At 65.2% G+C, this 21,186-nt stretch carries 21 protein-coding genes and 1 riboswitch; of the genes, 17 read left to right on the top strand and 4 right to left on the bottom strand.

The genetic code is table 11. From position 1 onward, the window contains the following. Positions 1-35 precede the first annotated feature (35 nt). From soxZ to F813_RS0110255, 11 genes are all read left to right on the top strand, one after another. Entirely contained in the window at positions 36-320 is a 285-nt protein-coding gene (gene soxZ, locus F813_RS13670) for a thiosulfate oxidation carrier complex protein SoxZ (protein WP_038060179.1), read from the top strand. A gap of 150 nt (positions 321-470) precedes the next feature. Further along, positions 471-1,064, top strand: coding sequence for an imidazoleglycerol-phosphate dehydratase HisB (hisB, locus tag F813_RS0110210; RefSeq protein WP_017926466.1), 594 nt, complete (start codon positions 471-473; stop codon positions 1,062-1,064). A 28-nt stretch (positions 1,065-1,092) separates the two neighbouring features. Next, positions 1,093-1,749, top strand: a complete 657-nt coding sequence (gene hisH / locus F813_RS0110215; RefSeq protein WP_017926467.1) for an imidazole glycerol phosphate synthase subunit HisH — start codon at positions 1,093-1,095, stop codon at positions 1,747-1,749. A 10-nt stretch (positions 1,750-1,759) separates the two neighbouring features. Further along, the gene (gene hisA / locus F813_RS0110220) at positions 1,760-2,491 is read left to right on the top strand and encodes a 1-(5-phosphoribosyl)-5-[(5-phosphoribosylamino)methylideneamino]imidazole-4-carboxamide isomerase (RefSeq protein WP_012981542.1); all 732 of its coding nucleotides are present in this window, start codon (positions 1,760-1,762) and stop codon (positions 2,489-2,491) included. Between the two features lies 1 nt (position 2,492). Further along, positions 2,493-3,284, top strand: a complete 792-nt coding sequence (hisF, locus tag F813_RS0110225) for an imidazole glycerol phosphate synthase subunit HisF (RefSeq protein ID WP_017926468.1) — start codon at positions 2,493-2,495, stop codon at positions 3,282-3,284. Continuing rightward, positions 3,284-3,661, top strand: a complete 378-nt coding sequence (locus tag F813_RS0110230) for a phosphoribosyl-ATP diphosphatase (RefSeq protein ID WP_017926469.1) — start codon at positions 3,284-3,286, stop codon at positions 3,659-3,661. Before hisF ends, F813_RS0110230 begins: the two co-directional genes overlap by 1 nt. Before the next feature lie 73 nt (positions 3,662-3,734). Beyond that, positions 3,735-4,037, top strand: a complete 303-nt coding sequence (gene tatA / locus F813_RS0110235; RefSeq protein WP_017926470.1) for a twin-arginine translocase TatA/TatE family subunit — start codon at positions 3,735-3,737, stop codon at positions 4,035-4,037. Between the two features lie 44 nt (positions 4,038-4,081). Continuing rightward, the gene (tatB, locus tag F813_RS0110240; protein WP_017926471.1) at positions 4,082-4,786 is read left to right on the top strand and encodes a Sec-independent protein translocase protein TatB; all 705 of its coding nucleotides are present in this window, start codon (positions 4,082-4,084) and stop codon (positions 4,784-4,786) included. Then, positions 4,783-5,967, top strand: a complete 1,185-nt coding sequence (gene tatC, locus F813_RS0110245; protein ID WP_017926472.1) for a twin-arginine translocase subunit TatC — start codon at positions 4,783-4,785, stop codon at positions 5,965-5,967. Before tatB ends, tatC begins: the two co-directional genes overlap by 4 nt. A gap of 138 nt (positions 5,968-6,105) precedes the next feature. Next, positions 6,106-7,656, top strand: coding sequence for a 2,3-bisphosphoglycerate-independent phosphoglycerate mutase (gene gpmI / locus F813_RS0110250; protein WP_017926473.1), 1,551 nt, complete (start codon positions 6,106-6,108; stop codon positions 7,654-7,656). Between the two features lie 8 nt (positions 7,657-7,664). Beyond that, the gene (locus tag F813_RS0110255; RefSeq protein WP_017926474.1) at positions 7,665-8,021 is read left to right on the top strand and encodes a cupin domain-containing protein; all 357 of its coding nucleotides are present in this window, start codon (positions 7,665-7,667) and stop codon (positions 8,019-8,021) included. Positions 8,022-8,037: 16 nt separating this feature from the next. Here F813_RS0110255 and F813_RS0110260 read toward each other — a convergent pair whose 3' ends face one another. Together F813_RS0110260 and F813_RS0110265 are read right to left on the bottom strand one after the other, a co-directional pair. Next, complete coding sequence (locus F813_RS0110260) at positions 8,038-9,726, bottom strand: serine/threonine-protein kinase (RefSeq protein ID WP_017926475.1); 1,689 nt, start codon at positions 9,724-9,726, stop codon at positions 8,038-8,040. A 14-nt stretch (positions 9,727-9,740) separates the two neighbouring features. Next, complete coding sequence (locus tag F813_RS0110265) at positions 9,741-10,274, bottom strand: FHA domain-containing protein (protein ID WP_017926476.1); 534 nt, start codon at positions 10,272-10,274, stop codon at positions 9,741-9,743. A gap of 131 nt (positions 10,275-10,405) precedes the next feature. On the opposite strand from F813_RS0110265, the gene F813_RS0110270 reads away from it, so the two are divergent. Beyond that, the gene (locus tag F813_RS0110270; protein WP_017926477.1) at positions 10,406-10,777 is read left to right on the top strand and encodes a DUF5362 family protein; all 372 of its coding nucleotides are present in this window, start codon (positions 10,406-10,408) and stop codon (positions 10,775-10,777) included. 119 nt (positions 10,778-10,896) lie between these two features. Next, entirely contained in the window at positions 10,897-11,994 is a 1,098-nt protein-coding gene (locus tag F813_RS0110275; protein ID WP_017926478.1) for a diguanylate cyclase, read from the top strand. 30 nt (positions 11,995-12,024) lie between these two features. On the opposite strand, the gene thiC is transcribed toward F813_RS0110275, so the two are convergent. Then, complete coding sequence (thiC, locus tag F813_RS0110280) at positions 12,025-13,914, bottom strand: phosphomethylpyrimidine synthase ThiC (RefSeq protein WP_017926479.1); 1,890 nt, start codon at positions 13,912-13,914, stop codon at positions 12,025-12,027. Positions 13,915-13,995: 81 nt separating this feature from the next. Then, positions 13,996-14,093, bottom strand: a riboswitch (TPP riboswitch). A gap of 100 nt (positions 14,094-14,193) precedes the next feature. Here thiC and F813_RS0110285 point away from each other — a divergent pair. Both F813_RS0110285 and F813_RS0110290 read left to right on the top strand, forming a co-directional pair. Further along, complete coding sequence (locus F813_RS0110285; protein ID WP_017926480.1) at positions 14,194-14,874, top strand: TIGR00153 family protein; 681 nt, start codon at positions 14,194-14,196, stop codon at positions 14,872-14,874. A 27-nt stretch (positions 14,875-14,901) separates the two neighbouring features. Continuing rightward, complete coding sequence (locus F813_RS0110290; RefSeq protein ID WP_017926481.1) at positions 14,902-16,158, top strand: inorganic phosphate transporter; 1,257 nt, start codon at positions 14,902-14,904, stop codon at positions 16,156-16,158. Between the two features lie 110 nt (positions 16,159-16,268). Here the strand turns inward: F813_RS0110290 and moaA are convergent, their stop codons facing one another. Beyond that, positions 16,269-17,273 carry a GTP 3',8-cyclase MoaA gene (gene moaA / locus F813_RS0110295; RefSeq protein WP_017926482.1) on the bottom strand — a complete coding sequence of 335 codons (1,005 nt, stop codon included), beginning with the start codon at positions 17,271-17,273 and terminating at the stop codon, positions 16,269-16,271. 229 nt (positions 17,274-17,502) lie between these two features. Here moaA and F813_RS0110300 point away from each other — a divergent pair, with 229 nt between their 5' ends. Continuing rightward, the gene (locus F813_RS0110300; RefSeq protein ID WP_017926483.1) at positions 17,503-20,409 is read left to right on the top strand and encodes a molybdopterin oxidoreductase family protein; all 2,907 of its coding nucleotides are present in this window, start codon (positions 17,503-17,505) and stop codon (positions 20,407-20,409) included. A gap of 67 nt (positions 20,410-20,476) precedes the next feature. Beyond that, the gene (locus tag F813_RS0110305) at positions 20,477-21,172 is read left to right on the top strand and encodes a 4Fe-4S dicluster domain-containing protein (protein WP_017926484.1); all 696 of its coding nucleotides are present in this window, start codon (positions 20,477-20,479) and stop codon (positions 21,170-21,172) included. The last annotated feature ends 14 nt before the right edge of the window (positions 21,173-21,186 follow it).

A 21,186-nucleotide genomic window follows, 5' to 3' on the forward strand; every position in this document is an offset into this window, starting at 1 on the left:
CTATCGCTGATCGAACCCTATTGGAGGAATAAGATATGTCTATTCGAGTTCGCGCCCAGGAAAGCAACGGCGTTGTTAACGTCCGCGCTCTGATGAGCCATAACATGCTGGTCCCGGATGATGACGGTGGCCCGCACTTCATCGAAACCGTGGAAATCAAGCGTAACGGCGAAGACGCCATTACCGCCTACTGGAACTTCACCGTCTCTCGTAACCCGTTCCTGCAGGTCGAGTTCGACGGTTCCGCCGGCGACACCGTGTCCATCTCCTGGACGGACAACAAGGGCGAATCCGATTCGACCGAAGTCGAAGTCGGCTAAGGAAGCCTCGCTTCCTGACGTCCAGCCGGGGCCTTCGGGTCCCGGCTTTTTTTTGCCAGTTACATGACAAGCGAATGCCCCGATCCGGTGTGCGTACCGGGCCGTGGCCAGCCTTGCTACACTGGGCCTTTGTCGTCTTGAATCGGAATCATGACTGAACGTACCGCTAGCGTCCGCCGCGACACCCTCGAAACCCAGATCACCGTCGAGCTCAACCTTGATGGCAAGGGCACAAGCCAGCTGGAAACCGGTGTCCCGTTCCTCGATCACATGCTCGACCAGGTGGCCCGCCACGGCATGGTCGATCTCTCGGTGCGCGCGCAGGGCGACCTGCACATCGACGCGCATCACACCGTCGAGGATGTCGGCATCACGCTCGGGCAGGCGCTGGCCAAGGCCCTCGGGGACAAGAAGGGCATTCGTCGCTATGGCCATGCCTACGTCCCGCTGGACGAGGCCCTGGCGCGGGTAGTGATCGACTTTTCCGGGCGCCCGGGGCTGGAGATGCACGCGGACTTTCGGCGGTCGCACATCGGCGAGTTCGATGTGGATCTCTTTCACGAGTTCTTCCAGGGGCTGGTCAACCACGCCTGGATGACCCTGCACATCGACAGTATTCGCGGAGACAACGCGCACCACGTGGCCGAGACCATCTTCAAGGCCTTTGGGCGCGCGCTGCGCATGGCGGCCGAGGCCGACCCGCGCGCGGAGGGGATTACCCCGTCGACCAAGGGCAGCCTGTAACGCGAATCACGGAAGGGATTTCCCGGCCATGGAAACAGTTGCCGTCATTGACTACGGCATGGGTAACCTGCACTCGGTGGTTCGCGCGCTCGAACACGAGTCCGGTGCCGATCAGCGCATCCTGCTGACGGACGACCCCGACACCCTGCGCGAGGCGGATCGCCTGGTCTTCCCGGGGCAGGGGGCGGCCGGCGATGCGATGCGGGCGCTGGCCTCGCGGGGGCTCGATCGCCTGCTGCCCGAGCTGACTTCGGATCGGCCTTTCCTGGGTCTGTGCCTGGGGCAGCAGATCCTGATGCAGCACAGCGAGGAGAGCGGCGGGGTCGATCTTCTGGGCATACTGCCGGGGCGGGTCGCACGTTTCCCGGAACGCGAAGGCCCGGGCGGCCGGCGCCTGAAGATCCCGCACATGGGATGGAACCGGGTCCTGCCGACGGGCGAGCACGCCCTGTGGCACGGCCTGCCCGAGACGCCGTGGTTCTATTTTGTACACAGCTATCGCGTGTTGCCCGAGAACGAGGCGGATATCGCCGGGCGCACCGATTATGGCGAGACCTTTGCCTCGGCACTGGCGCGCGGCTCGCTGTTCACCATGCAGTGCCACCCGGAGAAGAGCGCCGCCTGCGGGCTGCGCCTGTTGCACAACTTTCTGCGCTGGGACGGTGAGGGTCCCGGGGCTGCGTGAGGAGTCGAAGATGCTGGTCATTCCTGCAATCGATCTGAAGGAAGGCAAATGCGTGCGCCTGCGCCAGGGCAAGATGGAGGATTCCACCGTGTTCGGCGAAGACCCGGTCGAGATGGCGAAGCGCTGGGTGGATGCCGGGGCGGAGCGCCTGCACATCGTCGACCTGGATGGCGCCTTCGCGGGCCATCCGCGTAATGCCGAGGCCGTGCATGCGATCGCCGAGGCCTTCCCCGACCTGCCGATCCAGATCGGCGGCGGGATTCGCGACGAGGACACCGTGCAGGCCTACCTGGATGCGGGTGTCGAGTTCGTGATTATCGGCACCCGCGCGGTGAGCGCGCCGCACTTCGTTAATGACCTGTGCCTGGAGTTTCCCGGGCGCATCATCGTCGGGCTGGACGCGAAGGACGGCAAGCTGGCGGTGGATGGCTGGTCGAAGCTGTCGCACCACGATGTAATCGACCTCGCCCAGCATTTCGAGGCCGATGGCGTGGTGGCGTTCGTCTATACCGATATCGCCCGCGACGGGATGATGAAGGGTCCCAATGTCGAGGCCACCGCCCGCCTGGCCAGCAATGTGCGCGTGCCGGTGATCGCCTCCGGCGGGATCAGCTCGCTGGATGACCTGCGCCAGCTCGCCGAGAACGAGGAAGAGGGCATCACGGGGGCCATCGTCGGACGCGCGCTGTACGAGGGCGCGTTCACGCTCGAAGAGGCGCGCAAGGCGGCGTCCGGGGGCTGAGATGCTGGCCAAGCGCATCATCCCCTGCCTGGATGTCGATGCCGGCCGCGTCGTCAAGGGCGTGAACTTTGTGGGCATCCGCGATGCTGGCGACCCGGTGGAGATCGCGCGGCGCTACAACGCGCAGGGCGCGGACGAGATCACCTTCCTCGACATTACGGCCTCCAGTGACGACCGCGACACCATCCTGCATGTGGTCGAGGAGGTGGCGCGCGAGGTCTTCATCCCGCTGACCGTGGGGGGCGGCGTGCGAGCGGTGGAGGACATCCGCCGCCTGCTGAACGCTGGAGCCGACAAGGTCTCGATCAATACCGCCGCCGTGCATCGTCCGGAGCTGGTGCGCGAGGCGGCCGACTGGGTCGGCAGCCAGTGCATCGTGGTGGCAATCGACGCCAAGCGCGTCAGCGCGGACGGCGAGCCCCCTCGCTGGGAGGTGTTCACCCACGGTGGGCGTCGCGAGACCGGTCTCGAGGTGATTGAGTGGGCGCAGCGGATGGAGTCCCTCGGGGCTGGCGAGATCCTGCTGACCAGCATGGATCGTGATGGCACCCGGATCGGGTTTGATCTGGAGCTGACCCGGGCGGTCAGCGACGCCGTGGGTATCCCGGTCATCGCCTCCGGTGGCGTGGGCGAGTTGCAGCACCTGGTCGAGGGCGTGACCGAGGGGCATGCCGATGCAGTGCTGGCGGCCAGCATCTTCCATTTCGGTCAGCACACGGTGGGCGAGGCGAAGGACGCGATGGCCGCGGCGGGTGTACCCGTGCGGCCGAACGACGCCGGGGTGGCCGCCTGATGGCCGGGCGTGCGTCCGATACCCCGGCGGGTGCCGAGCTCCTGAGTGCGCTGGCCGAGGTGATCGAACAGCGGCGCCAGGCCGACCCGGAGCGGTCCTATGTGGCGAAGCTGCACGCCCGGGGGCTCGACGAGATGCTGAAAAAGCTCGGCGAGGAGTCGGCGGAGACCATCATCGCCGGGAAGAACGACGACAGCGACGCGCTGGTATCGGAGATGGCCGACCTGTGGTTTCATAGCCTTGTTGTCCTTGCCGCTCGGGGCCGTCACCCCGACGACGTCCTCGACGAGCTGGCGCGGCGGTTCGGATTGTCCGGTATCGCGGAAAAGGCCGCGCGCCGACGCAGTGGGCAGCGCTCCGATAAAAACGATAAATAAAACGCTGCGTATTGATTATGGGCCTGACGCCGTTCAGGCTTGTTTCAAAGTCGAATGATCTTGGAGAGAGTCCATGGGTATTGGTGGCATCAGCATCTGGCAACTTCTAATTATCCTGCTCATCGTCGTGCTGCTGTTCGGCACGAAGAAGTTGCGCAACATGGGTGGCGACGTCGGCTCCGCGCTGAAGAACTTCCGTCAGGCGGTCAAGGATCCGGACGGCGAGAACAAGCAGGGTGAAAACGCGGAAGGCCAGGATGGCGAGACCCCCGAAGTCGAGGACCAGACCGGCGACAAGGGGCGCGTGGTCGACGGTGAGGTGAAGAAGAACTCGGAGCAGGAAACCGAGGCCTCGCAGTCGGACAAGAAATCCTGATCCGCGCCCCGCGCGGAACGACCGGACTCGGGCGGCGCTAGCGCATGTTCGACATCGGTTTCTGGGAGATCATCATCATCGTGCTGGTCGCGCTCCTGGTCGTGGGGCCGGAGCGGCTGCCCGGCCTTGCGCGCGAGATCGGGCGCTGGGTGGGCAAGACCCGGCGTTTCGTGCACAGCGTGCGCTCGGACTTCGAACAGGAGCTGCAGACCGAAGAGCTGCGCAAGATGCTCAAGAGCCAGGAGCGCGAGATCCGTCAGCTCAAGGGCACGATGGAGGAGACCGAGAAAGATCTCCGCGAGGACCTCGAGGAAACCGAAAAGGATCTGCGCGAGGATATCGAAGGCAAATCCTCTGCCCGCAAGGGGCTGACGCAGGACCACCTGAAGGCCCTGGACGAAAAGCGCGCGGCGACGGAGAAAAAGGCGAACAAGCCGGCCGTCCGTGAGCGCCGCGCGCCGGATGCGGATGACGCGGAAGGCGAGGCCGGCCCCGAACAGGCCGAAGTGCGCCGGGTGCCGGCCCGCGCGGGCATGGACGGCAACCTGATGACCGATGACCCGGCGCTGGAAGCCGAACGCAAGGCGCGCGCCGGGGAGACTGACCGGCCCAAGCGCAAGAAGCCGGCCGTGCGCCCGCGGCGGACCGCGAAGTCGGATACCCCCGAGTCCGCGGACCGCCCGGATGCCCCCCCGGATCAGGCAAGCGACTCCACTCACGACGACCAGGCCCCCGACAAGCACTCATGAGCAAGACCAAGCCGGAGGTCGAACCGAGTCCGGAGGCCACCGAAACCCTGCTCACGCATCTGATCGAGCTGCGTGATCGCGTCCTCAGGATGTTCATCGCCATTCTGGTGGTGTTCCTGGTGCTGTTCCCGTTCGCCAACCCGATCTACACGTGGCTGGCCGATCCGCTGATGCAGCACTTGCCGGAAGGCACCAGCATGATCGCGATCGACGTGGCCGCGCCGTTCCTGATCCCGTTCAAGCTGGTCCTGCTGCTGGCCGTGGTGATCAGCATCCCGTATCTGCTCTATCAGGTCTGGTCGTTTGTGGCGCCGGGTCTTTACAGCCACGAAAAGAACATGGCCCTGCCGCTGGTGGCCTCGTCCACCATCCTGTTCTACCTCGGGATGGCCTTCGCGTATTTCGTGGTCTTCCCGCTGATCTTTGCCTTCTTCACCGCGACCGCCCCGGAGGGGGTGTCGGTGATGACCGACATCTCGCGCTATCTCTCGTTCGTGATCATGCTGTTCATCGCGTTCGGCATCGCATTCGAGGTGCCGGTGGCGACGATCCTGCTGGTCTCGCTGGGGGCGACCACACCCGACAAGCTGGCCAAGAAGCGTCCCTACGTGATCGTGGGGGTGTTCCTGATTGGCATGGTGCTCACGCCGCCGGATATCATCTCGCAGACGCTGCTGGCCTTGCCGATGTGGCTGCTGTTCGAGATCGGGCTGATACTCTCGCGCATCATGGAACGCAAGAAGGCCGAGAAGCGCAGCGCGCAGGGTGGCGACGAGGCCGATGACCTGAGCGATGACTCCGGCGATGGCCCCGACGACCCGGGCGGTGGGCCCGGCGGTGGCGGCAAGGGTGCGTCTGGCGCCTCTAGCCGCAAGGCCGCCACCGCCACGGCCACAGGCGGTGTGGCCACCTCCAGCGCGCGGGAGACCCCGGCCTCGGCGCGCGCGGGCTACACCCCGATGACCGACGAGGAGATGGATGCCGAGCTCGATCGCATCGAGGCGGAACAGGCCGAGCTCCAGCGCCAGAAAGAGGCACGCAAGTCCTCCGAATCGCAGACGGACGAAACACCAGACACCGATTCGGCGCAGGACGACACGCCGCAGGAACCCGCCCGTGACGATGCCCGGGGCGATGGGGGACCCTCGCAGGAAGACTATGACGAGGGGCGTTTCCGCTAGGAGATCATTGATCAATTTCCCCGGGAGACGCTCACTGTTTCACATGCCAGCGTCTCCTGGATCACCGCGGCATCCATCTGCGCATTGGAACTTGCTAAAATGCCCGGATAACCCATTGACCCAGGTAACGAACCCGCGATGGCCGACCCCCGTCCGACCCCCCGCCGCCCCGTCCTGCTGATCGTCATGGACGGGGTCGGAGTAAACCCCTCCAAGGTGAACAACGCCTACGCCGAGGCCAACACCCCGCGCCTTGACGAGTACCTGTCCACCCATGCCCATACCACGCTGGATGCCTGTGGCCGTGCCGTTGGCCTGCCAGACGGCCAGATGGGCAACTCCGAGGTGGGCCACCTGACCCTGGGTGCCGGGACTGTGATCAACCAGGATCTGGTGCGCATCGACGACTCCATCGCCGATGGCAGCTTTTACGAGAACGATGCCCTGGTCAGTGCCGCGCGCGCGGCCGCCAACAATGATCTGCCGCTGCACTTGATCGGCCTGGTCTCCGATGGCGGCGTGCATTCGCATATTCGCCACCTGCGCGCGCTGGTCGAGATTTGCCAGCGCGAAGGCGCCAGGCCGATGGTGCACATGATCACCGATGGTCGCGACACGGCCCCGCGTTCCGCGCTCAACTACCTCGACCCGCTGGAAGATGAGCTGGCCAACGCCGGTGGTGCCATTGCCACGGTATGCGGGCGTTATTACGCCATGGATCGGGACAAGCGCTGGAGTCGCACCGAAAAGGCCTTCCGCGCGATCGCCTACGCCGAGGGCGAGCCCGCGGCCTCGGCGCGCGAGGCCATCGAGGCCGCCTATGCCGCTGGCGAGGACGACGAGTTCATCAACCCCCGCATCATCAATGGCGGGGCCCCGCTCGGGCAGGATGCGGTTTGTGTGCTGTTCAACTTCCGCAACGACCGGCCGCGCCAGTTGACGGCCGCGCTGGGCCTGGACGACTTCGACGGCTTTGACCGTGGCGACTTCCGTCCGGTGGCCGAGACCTGCCTGACCGAGTACGACCCGCGGTTCCTGTCGCCGATCGCCTTCCCGCCCGAGCGCCCCTCGACCACCCTGGGGAGCACGATCGCCTCCGCCGGTATCCCGCAGTTCCACTGCGCGGAGACCGAGAAATACGCCCACGTCACCTTCTTCTTCAACGGTGGGAAGGAAGAGCCCTACGCCGGAGAACAGCGCGTGATGGTGCCCTCGCCGCCGGTGGACACCTACGATGAGCAGCCGGAGATGAGCGCGGTCGAGGTGGCCGACGAGACCATCAAGGCTATGGAAGGCGGACGCTACGGGTTCATCCTGGTGAACTTTGCCAATGGCGATATGGTGGGCCACACAGCCAAGCGCGAGGCCCTGATCGAGGCGGTCGAGGTGCTGGATCGCGAGGTCGGACGCGTGCTGGACGCGGCGAAGGATGCGGGTTACTCCGTGATCGTGACGGCCGACCACGGCAACTGCGACGAGTACATCGACCCGGTGACCGGCGACCCGCACACCCAGCACACGATCTACCCGGTGATGTGCATGATTACCGACTCGCAGCGCTGGCGCCTGCGTACCGGGGGCGGCCTGGCCGATGTGGCCCCGACGGTGCTGGAATTGATGGGGGTACCCAAGCCCGCCGCCATGGGTGGCTGCAGCCTGTTGCTCGAGGAAGTCCCCGGGCCGGCATGAGGCCGATCATGCATACGCGCTACGACGACATCCCGGCCTACGACACCAAGGACGGCTCCGAAATCCGCGAGCTGATGCACCCGGATACCCATGGCAACGCGACCCAGAGCCTCGCCGAGGCAGTGGTCGCCCCGGGTGCGACCACGCACCTGCATCGCCATGCGCAGACCGAGGAGCTTTACCACATCACCCGCGGACGCGGAGAGATGCGGCTCGGGGAGGAGACCTTCGAGGTGACGGTCGGGGATACCGTCTGCATCCATCCCGGCACCCCGCACAACATCCGCAACACCGGGGCCGAGCCGCTGCATATCCTGTGCAGTTGCGCGCCACCCTATTCGCACGACGACACCGAGCTCCTGTAGCCGGGGCCCGGCTTGCTCAAGCGGGGGGTGTCCGTTCCGGGCGGCCTGCCTCCCTCTCTTCTTCCAGTATCAGCGTCCGCTCGCTGTCGGATTCCGCTTGCGGGACTTGCCGTTGGGGTGTCGGGCGCTGCTTCATGCGCGCCTCCAGCGAGTCCGCCATCGCGTTGTAGGCGGCGTAGACCCGTTCGAAATCATCGCGTCGCCGGGCGCGGATGCGTGTGTCCAGCCGGCCCTGCCCGATCTGGTCGAGGGCCCCGCGCAGGGTGTCCAGCGGGGCCTGCAAGCGGCGTGCGAGTACGTAGGCGCCCAGCGAAACGGCAAGCAGCGTCACCAGCGCGAGCAGCGTCAGGGCCAGTAATGTGGTCTGATTGGCGGCCCGCAGCGAGCGCGTCGAGAGCCCCACCTGTAGCCGCCCGATCTCGATCTCCTGAAAGCGCACGGGTGCCTCGAACAGGAACATCTCGCGCCCGTCCGGGTCCTCCAGGGACCAGATCGCCTGCCCCCCGCGGCGGGTCAGCAGGTGCTCCTCCGGGGGCGATTCAAATGGGCTGCCAAGCGATGCGCGATCGCTGCTCGCCACCACGCGCCCCTGGTGGTCGGCCACGCTCAGCAGGGCAATCTCGCGATTGTCCTGCATGTCCTGCAGCCGCCCCTGTACGGCGATGGTGTCTTCCAGTAGCAGGTCCTCCGCGCTCTCCACCGAGATGATCTGCGCCAGCGTGGACCCGTAGTCGAAGGCCAGGTCCGTGATCACCTCGTTCTGTTTTTTCTGTACCAGGGCACCGGCGGCTGCCAGCGTGATGGCCACGGTCCCCACGAGGATTGCCGGCCAGCGCCACCGCAGCGGGATGATCCGCCGTCCGGCGCCAGCTCGCTCGCGCTCCATGCGCTCTTCGTCGAGCCGTTGCAGCTCTACCAGCAGCTCGCCGGCGGACTGGTAGCGCTGGTCCGGTTGTTTCTCCAGCAGCCGTGCGACCAAGTCGATCAGCTCTGGAGGGCAATCCTGGACGATCGGACGCAAGGGTGGCGGAGGGTCGCGCACCACGCGGGTCAGCAGTCCCTCGACCTCGTGCCCGCGAAAGGGTGTCGAACCGGTGAGCAGTTCATACAGGACGACCCCGACCGAGTAGAGGTCCGCGCGGGCGTCAGTGGGCAGCCCGCGAATCTGTTCCGGAGCCATGTAGTGGGGCGAGCCGGCGACGTAGCCATCCGAGTCGGACCGCCAGGCGGGGTCATTCAGGGTCTGGGCAATACCGAAGTCCATCACCTTGATGTTCACCGTGGCGCTGGTGACGATGATGTTCTCCGGCTTGATATCGCGATGCACCACGCCATTGCGGTGGGCGTAATCCAGCGCCTCGGTCAGCTGGATCGCGATCTTCAGGACGTTGCGCAACAGCAGCGGGCGGAACTGCTCAGCGAAGGCGGCGAGCGTAATCCCGTCCAGCAGTTCCATTGCGATGAACGGGCGGTCCCCGGATTCGCCGACATCGAAAATCGTCACGATTCCCGGGTGGGTCAGCGTGCCGGCTGCGCGCGCCTCGGCCAGAAATCGTCGGCGGTACTCGGGCCGGCGTGCGTAGTCATCCTGCAGGCACTTGATCGCAAGCTCGCGGCGGATCTCCGGGTCGAAGCCGCGATAGATCACGGCCATGGCCCCGCGACCGATCTCCTCGCCTACGCCATAGCGACCGATCCGCTGCACGCCGGACGGCTCGTTCAGGTGCTTTCAAGCAGGATGCGCGCGCCCGCCGCGAGCACCAGGATCGTGACTGCCACCCCGATCCAGCGCCAGGAGGAGCGCCGCACGCCACTGGTGGGTACCACCTCCGAGCCGTCATCCCGGCGCCGGAAGATGAACTCCGCGCGCCCGAAACGGACATGGTCGCCGTCATTCAGCGTGGCCTCGTGTACCTTGCGCTCATTCACCCAGGTGCCGTTCGTCGAGAGCAGGTTGACCACGCGACAGACTCCGCCGTCGTTGACCAGCCAGGCGTGTTGCGACGAGACACTGCCTTCCTGCAGCACAATGTCATTGTCGCCCTGCCGGCCGACGGACTGTTTGCCAGGCTTGAGGGTCAGGCGTTGCTGGCGGAAGGGTTCGACGACGCCCACCAGGACGGGGTGTCCACCGGGGGGCGTCTGCGACGGCTCTGCGGTGGCTTCCGTTTCCGGCAAAGTCGCGCCCTGGAACAGCATGGTCCCCTGCGGTCCACTACGCTCGCGTTCACTGTCTCGTCCCTGATCGCTCATGCGGCCTCCATTGCGCAGCTGCGGTGTACCGCCCGAGTATGCCTTTCGCCCCGATGGCGAACAATGCGCGGTGCCCCGGTCAGGCTGCTATGCTCGAAACCGTTACCAACCCAACGGGCAGGAGTATTCGCATGGAAGCAGAATCGACAGCTAATCCGCAGCTTCGCGAACTGATCGAACCGCTGGTCCGCGGCAAGTTCTGGATGCAGTTGATCGGCGTGATGCTGATCATCTCGGGCGTGCTTACCGCCCTGTCCATCGTCGGCATTTTGATCGCCTGGATCCCGATCTGGGCCGGGGTGGTGCTGATGCAGGCGGCGGGCGCCTCGCAGCGCGCGTTCGATAGTGCCGACCCGCTGGAGATCAAGTACGCACTGAGCCGGCTGCGCATCTACTTCACCATCTTCGGCGTGCTGCTGCTGATCTACCTGGTCCTGATGGTCGTCGGCATGCTGTTCGGTATCGGCATGATGGGTCTGGGCGGTATGGCCGGCGCCATGTAATCACGGCGGCAAGGGCTCGCCACTTTCAACTGGCATCTCGCCCGGCCCCGTTCGTTGTGTGCGTGGAAGGGATGCAGGGCCGCGCATGTGCGCCCGTGAACAATGAAAGGAGTCGGAGTTTGGAGAACACCAGGCGCCTGAGGGTCCTGGCGGATCCGCTGCACCGGGAAGACGCGACCGTTCGACGTGCATTTGACGCCTGGCACCGCCAGGTGCGGATTCCGCAGGTCCGCTATATCGCGTTTCTGACGGCCCTGATGTACCTCCTTTATGCCGCCGTCGAACAGTCGGTGGCTACCGACCTGCAGGCCCCAAGACTGCTGGCTCACGCAGTGCTGGTCCCGGGGCTGCTGCTGGTCGTAGCCGCCATGAGCTTCCGTGCACGCCTGCAGCGGCCGATGTGGGCCCTGCTGATGGTGGCGCCGGTGATTGCGAATGGCGCCAATCTCTACCTGAATACGGGGTCGCCGCAGTTTCTGGTCTTCGCCCCCGAGATCTATCTCAGCATCATGTGGACCTTCGCGATATCGGGTCTGCCCCTGCGCCAGGCCTCGATGGCCGCCCTCGCGATTGTCGTGCTGGTGATTGCGGCTGCCTTCCGCAATGCCATGCCGGGCGAGCTGATCCAGCTGCATCTCCTGTGGGTGCTGGCCGCCTTCTCCTTCGGTGGCATGAGTGCCTTTATCCTGGAAAAGGCCCACAAGCACACTTTTCTGCAGCAGCGTCAGCTGGCCCGTTCGGCACAGATCGACGAGCTGACCTCCCTGTGGAACCGGGCGCACATCGAGCGGTTGTTCGAGGAGGAGCGGGCCCGCGCCGAGCGCTACGGGCAGCCGTTTTCGGTGATCCTGGTCGATATCGACCACTTCAAGGCAGTGAACGATACCTGGGGCCACAGTGCCGGCGATGCGGTGTTGCGGCAGTTCGCCGAGCTGCTGCGCCAGAACCTGCGCGAGGTGGATGCGATCGGCCGCATCGGGGGCGAGGAGTTCTTCGTGCTGCTGCCGCAGACTCCCGTCGCGCAGGCACAACTGGTCGCCAGTGGCCTGCAGGCCCGCATCAATGCCTTTGACTTTGAGACGGTCGGGCGGCGCACCGCGAGCTTCGGCGTGACCGAATACCGGCCGGGTGAAAGCCGGGTCGACACCTTCGATCGTGCCGACCAGGCCCTGTATGCGGCGAAGGAGAACGGCCGCGACCGCATCGAGGTGCGCTAGCGCGGCCTCACCCGGGCCAGGCCCGCCGGCTTACACCTCGCGGTAGATCTTCGCGCCCTTCTCGACGAATTCGACTGCCTTTTCCTGCAGGCCCTTCTTCAGGGCCTCGTCCTCCGAGAGGCCCTGGGCCGCGGCGTAGTCGCGCACGTCCTGGGTGATCTTCATCGAGCAGAAGTTGGGGCCGCACATGGAGCAGAAGTGGGCGACCTTGTGCGCCTCCTTGGGCAGGGTCTCGTCGTGGAATTCGCGCGCGCGCTCCGGGTCCAGCGCCAGGTTGAACTGGTCCTCCCAGCGGAACTCGAAGCGCGCCTTGGACAGTGCATTGTCCTGCAACTGCGCGCCGGGGAAGCCCTTGGCCAGGTCGGCGGCGTGGGCGGCAATCTTGTAGGTGATGATGCCGTCGCGCACGTCCTGCTTGTTGGGCAGGCCCAGGTGCTCCTTGGGGGTGACGTAGCAGAGCATCGCGGTGCCGTACCAGCCGATGTTGGCCGCGCCGATCCCGGAGGTGATGTGGTCGTAGGCCGGGGCGATGTCGGTGACCAGCGGGCCGAGGGTGTAGAACGGCGCCTCGAAGCAGTCCTCCAGCTCCTTGTCGACGTTCTCCTTCACCTTCTGCAGCGGCACGTGGCCGGGGCCCTCGATCATCACCTGCACGTCGTGCGCCCAGGCCTTCTGCGTCAGCTCGCCCAGGGTCTCCAGCTCGCCGAACTGCGCGGCATCGTTGGCATCGGCCAGACAGCCGGGGCGCAGGCCGTCGCCCAGCGAGAACGAGACGTCAAACGCCTGCATGATCTCGCAGATCTCGTCGAAATGCGTATAGAGGAAGTTCTCCTGATGATGCGCCAGGCACCACTTGGCCATAATCGATCCGCCGCGGGAGACGATGCCGGTCACCCGGTCGGCGGTCAGCGGCACGTACTGCAGGCGCACACCGGCGTGGATGGTGAAGTAATCCACGCCCTGTTCGGCCTGTTCGATCAGGGTGTCGCGGAACAGCTCCCAGGTCAGATCCTCGGGCTTGCCGTCGACCTTCTCCAATGCCTGGTAGATCGGCACGGTGCCGATCGGCACCGGCGAGTTGCGCAGGATCCACTCGCGGGTCTCGTGGATGTTCTTGCCGGTGGACAGGTCCATCAGGGTGTCGCCGCCCCAGCGTGCGGACCAGACGAGCTTCTCCACCTCCTCCTCGATCGAGGAGGTGACCGCGGAGTTGCCGATGTTGGTGTTCACCTTCACCCGGAAGTTGCGGCCGATGATCATCGGCTCGAGCTCCGGGTGATTGATGTTCGCGGGGATGATGGCACGGCCGCGGGCGATCTCGTCGCGCACGAACTCGGGCGTGATTTCGTCCGGGATGGAGGCCCCAAACGACTCGCCGGCGTGTTGGCGGAGCAGCTTCTTGTAACGCGGATCGGCGCGCAGCGCCTCGAGGCGGTTGTTCTCGCGGATGGCGACGAATTCCATCTCCGGGGTGATGATGCCCTGGCGGGCATAGTGCATCTGCGAGACGTTCACGCCGGCCTTCGCGCGGCGCGGCGGGCGGAGGTGTTCGAAGCGCAGGCTCGCCAGTTCCGGATCGGCGGCGCGGGCGCGGCCGTACTCCGAGCTCGGGCCGTCCAGCCATTCGGTGTCCGCGCGCTCGTCGATCCACGGGCCCCGCAGGTCCGCCAGGCCTCGGTGCAGATCGATGGTCGCGTCCGGATCCGTGTACGGTCCGGAGGTGTCGTAAACCGGGATCGGGGGGTTCTCTTCCGGGGTGCCGGAGGTCAGCGTGGGGCTTTGTGCGACCTGGCGGAACGGCACGCGGATGTCCGGGCGCGAACCCTGCACGAAGACCTTCTCGGAACTGGGGAACGGGCGCGTGACGTCGGCAGAGACCTGGGCGGTCTTGCGGGCGAAGGACTCGGGGATGGCGCTCATACGATGACCTCTGCAACTCGGGCGTGGTGGCAGAGGGATCGGAACGGGCCGGACAGACTGCGAACGGGTCGCGCGCGGACTGGAACGAGCACCGAGCTTCCCTCCGCCAGTGTGAACTGGTTCAGGTTCAAGGGGACTCTCTCAGCCCGCATCCATGGCGGGCACCCCCAGCTCTGACCCGCGAGTGTAGCGCACGCCGCGCACATTCGCCCGTGTGGAACAGGGTGTTCAGGGTTGTTTTGCGGTACATTGCGCGCTTGTGACATTCTTTGCGCCGCCATGAGCCCCAAGAACTTCGTTTTCGAGCTATTCGGCCGTTCACCGGTGCGCCCCCTGCAGGCGCACATGGAGAAGGTGCGTGCCTGCATCGCCGAGCTCCCGCCGTTCATCGAGGCCATGGCCCGGGACGATTGGGACACCGCGCGCGTGCAGCAGAGGAAGATCGTCAAGCTCGAGCACGAGGCCGACCGCCTGAAGAAGGACCTGCGGCTGCACCTGCCCAAGGGGATGATGCTGGCGATGTCGCGCCGCGACGTGCTCGATACCCTGCTGATCCAGGACCGTATCGCGAACATGGCCAAGGACATCGCAGGGCTGATGCTGGGCCGACAGATGCAGTTCCCGGCCAACATGCAGGATCCATTGCAGCGCTTTCTGGACCGCAGTGTGGATGCGGTGAATCAGGCCGGGCGCGCGGTCAACGAGCTGGACGAGCTGGTCGAGGCGGGCTTTCGCGGGCACGAGGTCGAGGTGGTCAACGACATCCTGACCGAGCTGGACCAGATCGAGCACGAATCCGACGAGGCGCAGCGCGAGGTCCGCGAGATCCTGTTTGCCCAGGAGGCGGAGTTGCCCCCGGTGAACGTGATCTTCATGTATCGCGTGATCGACTCCATAGGCGAGCTGGCCGATCTGGCCCAGCGCGTGGGCAGTCGCCTGCAGCTGATGCTGGCCAAGTAACCACCCGCACCACGTACCGAGGACCGCATGGAATACGGCACCCTGTTGCTCGGCCTTGCAGTCATCTTCGGGCTCTTCATGGCCTGGGGCATTGGCGCCAACGACGTCGCCAACGCGATGGGCACCTCGGTCGGCTCGCGGGCCCTGAACATCCGCCAGGCGGTCTTCGTGGCCGCGGTGTTCGTATTTGCCGGGGCCTGGCTGGCCGGCGGCGAGGTCACGCAGACCATACGCAGCGGGATGGTGGACGCCGCCCTGCTCGCGGACAGTCCCTCGCTCCTGGTCTACGGCATGCTGGCGGCGCTGGCGGCGGCGGGCACCTGGCTATTGACCGCCTCCTATTTCGGTTGGCCGGTCTCCACCACGCACTCCATCATCGGCGCGATCATCGGCTTTGCGGTGGTGGGCCTCGGGTTCGAGGTGGTGCGCTGGGAGCGCGTCGGGACCATCGCGATCTCCTGGGTGCTGTCGCCGATGATCGGCGGCATGATCGCCTTCGCGCTGTTCCGCAGTATCCAGCTGCTGATACTCGACACGGTCGACCCGTTGAAGAACGCCAAGCGCTGGGCGCCGCTGTATATCTTTCTGACCGCCTTTGTGACCGCGCTGGTTACCATGTTCAAGGGACTGACGCACGTCGGGCTGGACCTGACTACCGGCCAGGCCTATAGCCTCGCCGTTTTGATCAGCGTGGCAGTGGTGGTGGTCGGGCTCTTTGCGATCCGGCGCTTGCGGTTCGAGGAGGTCACCCCGCAGGCCCATGGCTCGCATTTCAGCGATGTCGAGAAGGTCTTCGGCGTGATGATGGTCGTCACCGGCTGCGCGATGGCCTTCGCGCTGGGCTCCAACGATGTCGCGAACGCGGTCGGTCCGCTGGCTGCGGTGGTGGACGTGATCCAGACCGGCGAGGTGGACCCGGAGACCGTGGTGCCGATGTGGGTCCTGCTGCTGGGTGGTTTCGGGATCGTGTTCGGGCTGTTCACCTATGGCCACAAGGTAATCGCCACGGTCGGCACCGGCATCACCCAGCTCACGCCCAGCCGCGGTTACGCGGCCACCGCGGCGGCAGCCGCGACCGTGGTGCTGGCCTCCGGTACCGGGCTGCCGATCTCCACCACCCATACGCTGGTGGGGGCGATCCTCGGGGTCGGCATGGCGCGCGGGATCGCCGCGATCGACCTGCGCCTGGTGCGCATGATCTTCATGTCCTGGATCGTGACCCTGCCGGCCGGGGCGATCCTGGCCATCGTGTTCTTCTTCATCCTGCGCGGGGTGCTCGGCTAGTCAGCTTTTCCTTGGCCGCACCAGTGCCCAGCCCGGATGCCTCAAAAGAAAGGCCCGTCCAGCGAGACGGGCCTTTCTTTTTGGTCTTTTTGGGAAGCCTTGAGGTGGTGTCAGCCGCCGGTCATGGACATGAACCGCATGACCTTCTCCGGGCGTTCCGAGAACTCGTGACGCTCGGGCTTCAGGTTGATCGCCTGGATCACCAGCTCTTCCAGCTCCGAATCGCTGCAGCCTTCGCGCAGGTAGGGACGCAGGTTCAGGCTGTGGTCGTTGCCCAGGCAGGTATAGATGGTGCCGTCCACCGACAGGCGCACGCGGTTGCAGGTGTCGCAGAAGTGCTGCGAGATCGGGGTGATGAAGCCGATGCGTACGTCGGTATCCGGGATCTGCATGTAGCGCGCCGGGCCGCCGCCGGGCATCACGCCGGGCACCAGGTTGTAGCGCGGCTCCAGACGGGCGCGCACATCCTGCAGGTTCACATAGTGCCCCTCTTTCGCCTCGCGCCCGGTGTCGCCCATCGGCATGGTCTCGATGAAGCGCAGGGTGAAGCCGTGCTCGATGCAGAAGTCGACCATGTCCTCGACTTCCGGCTCGTTGATCCCGCCCATTACCACCATGTTGATCTTGATCGGGTCGAGCCCGGCGGCCTTGGAGGCCATCAGGCCGTCCAGCACCTTCTCTAACTTGCCGCCGGTGATCTCCTTGAAGACCTCGGGTTTGAGCGAGTCGAGGCTGACGTTGATGCGGGCGACCCCGGCATCTTTCAGCTCCTGGGCATGGCGCGCCATGCGTGTGGCATTGGTGGACAGCGAGATGTCGTCGATACCGGGCAGGGCGTTCAGGCGTGCGGCCAGGTCCGGGAGGTTCTTGCGTACCAGCGGCTCGCCACCGGTCAGGCGCACCCGTCGGGTGCCGAGCCGCCCGAAGGCCCCCATCACGCGTTCGATCTCGTCGAAGCTGAGCCAGTGCTCCGGTTCTTCGAAGTCGCGGAAGCCCTTGGGCATGCAGTAGAAGCAGCGCAGGTCGCAGCGGTCGGTGACCGAGAGACGGACATATTCGATGCGGCGGCCGAAGGCGTCGACCAGGGCGTTCTCGTCCTTGAGGGGCTGTTGCATACGGTGTCCCGTCCTGTCGCTGGGGGCGATATGTTTCATGGTACACATCGTAGACCACTTTTCCGCGATTGCCACAACAAGGCCCCAAATTCGATGCGGCAATAAATAAATTCTCTTGTAGATTATTTTTGCTTATTTCTAGATAAGAACTTTTCGTTGGTCAAAAGCCTTCTTTATGGCCAATATGCCCAGCGTGAATAAGCAAACCATAATCTATGGGGTCGCCTGAATGAGTGCCTTACCCGAGTTCGAGAACCACAGCGAGCAGGAGATCAAGTACACCACCTGCTACATGTGCGCCTGCCGCTGCGGCATCAAGGTTACGGTCCAGAACAACAAGGTCCGCTATATCCAGGGCAACCGGCACCACCCGATCAACAAGGGTGTGCTGTGTGCCAAGGGCAATGCCGGCATCATGAAGCAACAGTCCCCGGCGCGCCTGCACCAGCCGATGCGCCGCAAGCCGGGCACCGAGCGCGGCGCCGGCGAGTTCGAGCCGATCTCCTGGGACGAGGCCCTGGACATGCTGTCCACGCGTCTGCAGAAGATCCGCGAGACCGACCCGCGCAAGCTGGCGTTTTTTACCGGCCGCGACCAGATGCAGGCCCTGACCGGCCTGTGGGCGACCCAGTTCGGCACCTACAACTGGGCGGCCCACGGTGGCTTCTGCTCGGTCAACATGGCCACCGGCGGTCTGTACACCACGGGGTTCGCGTTCTGGGAATTCGGCGACCCCGACTGGGACCGCACCAAGTACCACATGCTCTGGGGCGTGGCGGAAGACCATGCCTCCAACCCGATCAAGATCGGGCTGGAAAAGCTCAAGCGCCGTGGCGGCAAGTTCGTCGCGATCAACCCGGTGCGCACCGGCTACCAGGCGATCGCCGACGAGTGGGTGGGCATCAAGCCCGGTACCGACGGCCTGTTCGCGCTGTCGATGCTGCACGTGCTGCTGAAGAACGACCAGTTCGACTGGGACTTCCTGGTGCGCTACACCAACGCCACCCAGCTGGTCGTGCAGACCCCGGGGCAGAAGGGCGATGGCCTGATCCTGCGTGACGAGGCCGGCAACCCGCTGGTCTGGGAACTGGAGCAGGAAGCGTTCGTCGACGGCACCCAGGTCGACATCAAGCCGGCGCTGTTCGGCGAGTACACCGCGCCTGACGGCCGCCCGGTCAAGACCGTGATGACCCTGCTGGCCGAGCGCTACTTGTCGGAGGAGTACGCCCCGGAGAACACCGCCAAGGTCACCGGCGTGCCGGCCGACCAGACCGAGCGCCTGGCGCTGGAAATGGCCCACGTTGCCTTCAAGGAGACGATCGAACTCGACATCGAGTGGACCGACTCCTGGGGCCGCAAGCATGACAAGGTGTTCGGCCGCCCGGTTTCCATGCACGCGATGCGCGGCATCTCCGCGCACTCCAACGGCTTCCAGACCTGCCGCGCGATCCACCTGCTGCAGATCATGCTCGGCTCGGTGGACTGCCCCGGTGGTCACCTGGCCAAGCCGCCGTATCCGAAGCATGTCCCGCCGGGCATCAAGCCGGCAAAGGAATGCGCGCCGAATACCCCGCTGAAGAGCCCGCCGCTCGGTTTCCCGACCGCGCCGGAGGACCTGGTCATCGATGACGACGGCAATCCGCTGCGCATCGACAAGGCCTTCTCCTGGGATGCCCCGATCTCCAACCATGGCCTGATGCACATGGTGGTGACCAACGCGGTCAACGGCGATCCCTACCCGATCGACACGCTGATCTTCTTCATGGCGAACATGTCCTGGAACTCCTCGATGAACACCGCCGAGGTGATGGACATGCTGCGGGCCAAGGACGACAGCGGCGAGTACAAGATCCCGTTCCTGGTGGTCGCGGACGCGTTCCACTCGGAGACGGTCAACTTCGCCGATCTGGTGCTTCCGGATACGACCTATCTGGAACGCTACGACACCATCTCCATGCTGGACCGCCCGATCTCCGAGCCGGCCGCGGCGGCGGATTCCATCCGTCATCCGATCCTTGAGGTCGACCGCGATGTGCGTCCCTGGCAGGAGGTGATGGTGGAACTGGCCGGTCGCCTGAAGTTCCCGGCGTTCACCAACGACGACGGGAGCCGCAAGTTCGCGGACTACAAGGACTTCATCGTCAATTACGAGAAGGAGCCGGGTATCGGCTTTTTGTCCGGCTACCGCGGCAAGGACGGCAAGACCCACCTGCGTGGCGAGCCGAACCCGAAGCAGTGGGAGGCGTACATCGAGAACCAGGGGTTCTTCGTGCATCACCTGGCGCCGAACCAGCAGTTCTACCGCTTCGCCAACAAGGACTATCTGGAGCTGGCCAAGCACGCCGGCTGGGTGGGCAAGACCGATCCGATCACGATCGAGCTCTACTCCGAGACCCAGCAGCGCTTCAAGCTGGCCGGCCAGGGCCTGTATGACGGCCCGCAGCCGACCAAGCAGGAGCACAAGGACCGCCTGACCCAGTTCTTCGATCCGCTGCCGATCTGGCACAAGCCGCTGGAGCAGACCCGTATCGACGAGGACGAGTACCCGTTCTATGCGGTCAACCAGCGCCCGATGTTCATGTACCACTCCTGGGATTCGCAGAATGCCTGGCTGCGCCAGATCTGCGCCCAGAACTACCTGTACATGAACCGTGGCAAGGCGGAGTCCATGGGCATCGAGGACCTGTCCTGGGTGTGGATGGAATCGCATAACGGCCGTGTCCGCGTGCAGGTCAAGCTGATCGAGGGCTGCGAGCCCAGCACCGTCTGGACCTGGAACGCCATCGGCAAACAGAAGGGCGCCTGGGGCCTGAAGCCGGAGGCGAACGAGTCCAACAAGGGCTTCCTGATGAACCACCTGATCAGCGAGCTGCTGCCGAAGAAGGGCGATCCGGTGGACAACATCACCAACTCCGATCCGGTGACCGGCCAGGCCGCGTGGTACGACCTGAAGGTGAAGATCACCCCGGCCGATCCGGAAGAGACCAGCACCTGGCCCGACTTCGAAACGGTCAAGCCGGCCCCCGGCATGTCCGAGGCCCCGGATCAGCTGCGCTACGCCGCACACAAGCCGGTGCACCTGAATCGTTCCATCCGTGACGTGCTGACCCGCGGCTCGCTGGACGAAGACCGCTAGGTATCACGGATCCGGGCTATGCCGCCGGCCCCGGCCGGCGGCCCGAGAGAATTTGAGGAGTAGTTGTATGCGACTTGGACTCGTAATCGACATGGACACCTGCGTGGGCTGCCACGCCTGTGCGGTGGCCTGCAAGCAGTGGAACACCAGCGGCACCACCGGTGCGCTGACCGACTATCGCCCGTATGGCGAGGACCCGAGCGGCGTCTGGTTCAACCGTGTGCGCCACTACGAGGTCGGGGACTACCCCAACAACAAGACCGTGAACATCCCGATGTCCTGCATGCACTGCCAGCATGCCGACTGCGTGAACGTCTGCCCGACCGGCGCCTCCTACAAGCGTCCGGAAGACGGCATCGTGCTGGTCGACCAGGACAAGTGCATGGGGTGCAACTACTGCGCCTGGGCCTGCCCCTACGGTGCGCGCGAGCTGGACCGCGAAGACGGTGTGATGAAGAAGTGCACGCTGTGTGTGGACCGCATCTACGACGAACAGCTGCCGCCGGAAGAACGCCAGCCGGCCTGTGTGATCACCTGCCCGGCCCATGCCCGGTTCTTCGGTGACTTCGACGACGACAACTCCGAGGTCAGCCGCCTGGTGCGCGAGCGCGGCGGTGTGAAGCAGATGCCGGAGCTGGGCTACAAGCCGGTCAACACCTATCTGCCTCCGCGTATCACCCGCCCCATCCCCATCGACGACGTGCGGGCCAACCGTCTGGTCAGCTCGGTGAAGGACTGGGTCAACAAGATGGTCGCGCGCTAGGCGCGGCCCGATCG

Origin of the sequence: Thioalkalivibrio sp. HL-Eb18, from assembly GCF_000364985.1 — a bacterium.
Lineage (GTDB): Bacteria > Pseudomonadota > Gammaproteobacteria > Ectothiorhodospirales > Ectothiorhodospiraceae > Thioalkalivibrio.

What these genes read in the sequence shown, in the direction of transcription:
- soxZ (WP_038060179.1), top strand. Translation starts at nt 36, where the DNA reads ATGTCTATTCGAGTTCGCGCCCAGGAAAGCAACGGCGTTGTTAACGTC.
- hisB (WP_017926466.1), top strand. Translation starts at nt 471, where the DNA reads ATGACTGAACGTACCGCTAGCGTCCGCCGCGACACCCTCGAAACCCAG.
- hisH (WP_017926467.1), top strand. Translation starts at nt 1,093, where the DNA reads ATGGAAACAGTTGCCGTCATTGACTACGGCATGGGTAACCTGCACTCG.
- hisA (WP_012981542.1), top strand. Translation starts at nt 1,760, where the DNA reads ATGCTGGTCATTCCTGCAATCGATCTGAAGGAAGGCAAATGCGTGCGC.
- hisF (WP_017926468.1), top strand. Translation starts at nt 2,493, where the DNA reads ATGCTGGCCAAGCGCATCATCCCCTGCCTGGATGTCGATGCCGGCCGC.
- F813_RS0110230 (WP_017926469.1), top strand. Translation starts at nt 3,284, where the DNA reads ATGGCCGGGCGTGCGTCCGATACCCCGGCGGGTGCCGAGCTCCTGAGT.
- tatA (WP_017926470.1), top strand. Translation starts at nt 3,735, where the DNA reads ATGGGTATTGGTGGCATCAGCATCTGGCAACTTCTAATTATCCTGCTC.
- tatB (WP_017926471.1), top strand. Translation starts at nt 4,082, where the DNA reads ATGTTCGACATCGGTTTCTGGGAGATCATCATCATCGTGCTGGTCGCG.
- tatC (WP_017926472.1), top strand. Translation starts at nt 4,783, where the DNA reads ATGAGCAAGACCAAGCCGGAGGTCGAACCGAGTCCGGAGGCCACCGAA.
- gpmI (WP_017926473.1), top strand. Translation starts at nt 6,106, where the DNA reads ATGGCCGACCCCCGTCCGACCCCCCGCCGCCCCGTCCTGCTGATCGTC.
- F813_RS0110255 (WP_017926474.1), top strand. Translation starts at nt 7,665, where the DNA reads ATGCATACGCGCTACGACGACATCCCGGCCTACGACACCAAGGACGGC.
- F813_RS0110265 (WP_017926476.1), bottom strand. Translation starts at nt 10,274, where the DNA reads ATGAGCGATCAGGGACGAGACAGTGAACGCGAGCGTAGTGGACCGCAG.
- F813_RS0110270 (WP_017926477.1), top strand. Translation starts at nt 10,406, where the DNA reads ATGGAAGCAGAATCGACAGCTAATCCGCAGCTTCGCGAACTGATCGAA.
- thiC (WP_017926479.1), bottom strand. Translation starts at nt 13,914, where the DNA reads ATGAGCGCCATCCCCGAGTCCTTCGCCCGCAAGACCGCCCAGGTCTCT.
- F813_RS0110285 (WP_017926480.1), top strand. Translation starts at nt 14,194, where the DNA reads ATGAGCCCCAAGAACTTCGTTTTCGAGCTATTCGGCCGTTCACCGGTG.
- F813_RS0110290 (WP_017926481.1), top strand. Translation starts at nt 14,902, where the DNA reads ATGGAATACGGCACCCTGTTGCTCGGCCTTGCAGTCATCTTCGGGCTC.
- moaA (WP_017926482.1), bottom strand. Translation starts at nt 17,273, where the DNA reads ATGCAACAGCCCCTCAAGGACGAGAACGCCCTGGTCGACGCCTTCGGC.
- F813_RS0110300 (WP_017926483.1), top strand. Translation starts at nt 17,503, where the DNA reads ATGAGTGCCTTACCCGAGTTCGAGAACCACAGCGAGCAGGAGATCAAG.
- F813_RS0110305 (WP_017926484.1), top strand. Translation starts at nt 20,477, where the DNA reads ATGCGACTTGGACTCGTAATCGACATGGACACCTGCGTGGGCTGCCAC.